This is a genomic window from Myxococcus vastator, assembly GCF_010894475.1.
Classification (GTDB): domain Bacteria; phylum Myxococcota; class Myxococcia; order Myxococcales; family Myxococcaceae; genus Myxococcus; species Myxococcus vastator.
In genome coordinates this window covers 1-1,776 of the sequence record NZ_JAAIYB010000794.1, presented here as the reverse complement: position 1 = coordinate 1,776, position 1,776 = coordinate 1, and the positions used below count along the sequence as shown (strand labels likewise).

1 protein-coding gene is annotated in these 1,776 nt (G+C 69.1%); it reads left to right on the top strand.

The window, feature by feature from the left end; genetic code table 11:
- On the top strand, positions 1 to 1,776 hold a 1,776-nt coding region (locus G4D87_RS37330), incomplete at both ends, for a condensation domain-containing protein (RefSeq protein ID WP_163787530.1).

Below are 1,776 nucleotides of genomic sequence, written 5' to 3'. Positions count from 1 at the left end.
GGGCCGAGGCCGCGCCGGTGCTCTCCTCCACGCAGGAGCGCTTGTGGTTCATCCAGCAGCTCCAGCCCCACTCTTCCGCCTACCACATCCCCGAGGCCGCTCTCCTTCACGGCCCTCTCGACGTCTCCGCCCTCGAGTCCGCCCTCCGCTGGCTTCTCTCTCGCCATGCCGTCCTCCGGCTCGCCGTCCCCTCTGACGAAGGGCGCCCTGCTCCCTTCATCCTCGACGTCCCGGCACGCGTCCTCCGTCACCAGAAGGCGAAGGCCGCCGACGAGGTGCAGCCCTGGCTGCGGGAGGAGATCGACACGCCGTTCTCGATGGAGCATGGCCCGCTCTATCGCTTCAGCCTGCTGAGCCTGTCCTCCGAGCACCACGTCCTGTCGCTCGTCTTCCACCACCTGACGGTGGATGGCTTGTCCCTGTCCATCCTGGTCCGCGAATTGGGCGTGGCGTATCGAGCGTTCCAGCAGGGCGCAGCTCCCGAGCTGCCACCTGTGACACTGGATTGGGCGGACGTGGCGGTCTGGCAGCGCAGTGCCCCTGTGCTCGCGAGCGAGGACGCGCAGCTCGAGTACTGGAAGCAGCAGCTCACCGGCGCACCGGCGGTCCTGTCGCTTCCCACGGACAAGGCGCGGCCTCCAAGCCTCTCACCTCGGGGGCGGCTGACCCGCCGTGAGCCGCTGTCCATTCGCCTGAACGAGGCCGTGCGCGCCCTCTGCCGCGAGCGGCAAGTCACGCCCTTCATGGTGTTCTACGCGGCCTTCGCCGCGCTGCTGCGCCGCTACTCGCAGCAGTCCGACTTCTGCGTGGGCACGCCCGTCGCGGGCCGCACCCATCCGGCCACCGAGGACATCGTCGGCACCCTGGTGAACACGCTGGTCCTGCGCAGCCAGGTGCACGCGAACAGCTCCTTCGACTCACTGCTCTCCGAGGTCCGCGCCACCACCCTGGAGGCCATGTCCCACCAGGACGTTCCTTTCGAGCGCGTCGTCCGTGCGCTGGGCGTGGAGCGGACTTCCTCTCACTCACCGCTCTTCCAGGTGATGTTCGACCTGTACCAGCAGGGCGATGCGTTGACGGGCGCGTTCCCTGGGCTCGATGCGCGCCCGCTGGAACTGGACATCCACACCACGCACTTCGACCTGTCGCTGACGGTGCACGCCAGCACGGAAGGTTTCGGCGTGACGGTGCAGTACAGCACCGACCTGTTCGAGCACGACTCCATCCAGCGCCTGGTGGGCCACTACCTGCGCCTGCTCGAAGGCGCGCTCGCCGCTCCCTCCGCGCCGCTTGCGTCCGTCGACCTGCTCTCTGCCTCCGAGCGCCAGCAGGTCCTCTTCTCCTTCAACGACACCTCCAGGCCCTTCGACTCCCTCGCCTCGGTGTCCTCCCTGTGGACCGCGCAGGTCGCTCGCGCTCCCGACGCCACCGCCCTCGTCCTCGCCTCCTCTGGCCTTCGCCTCTCCTTCTCCCAGCTCCACGCTCGCGCCACCCGTCTGGCCCAGCACCTGCTCGGCCTGGGCGTCCTCCCGGAAGACGTCGTCGGCCTGTGCCTCGAGCGCTCCGAGGACGCCGTCGTCGGCCTCCTCGCCATCCTCCTCAGCGGCGCCACCTGCCTTCCTCTCGAAGCCAGTCACCCGCACGAGCGCCGTGCCTCGCTTCTCCACCGGGCCCGTGCTCGCTTCGTCCTCTCTCGCCCGGACTTCTTCTCCGACGCCTCGCTGGCGATTCCCCTCGTCCAGCCGCTCCCACCTGAGTCTCCGTCCTCACTCCCAC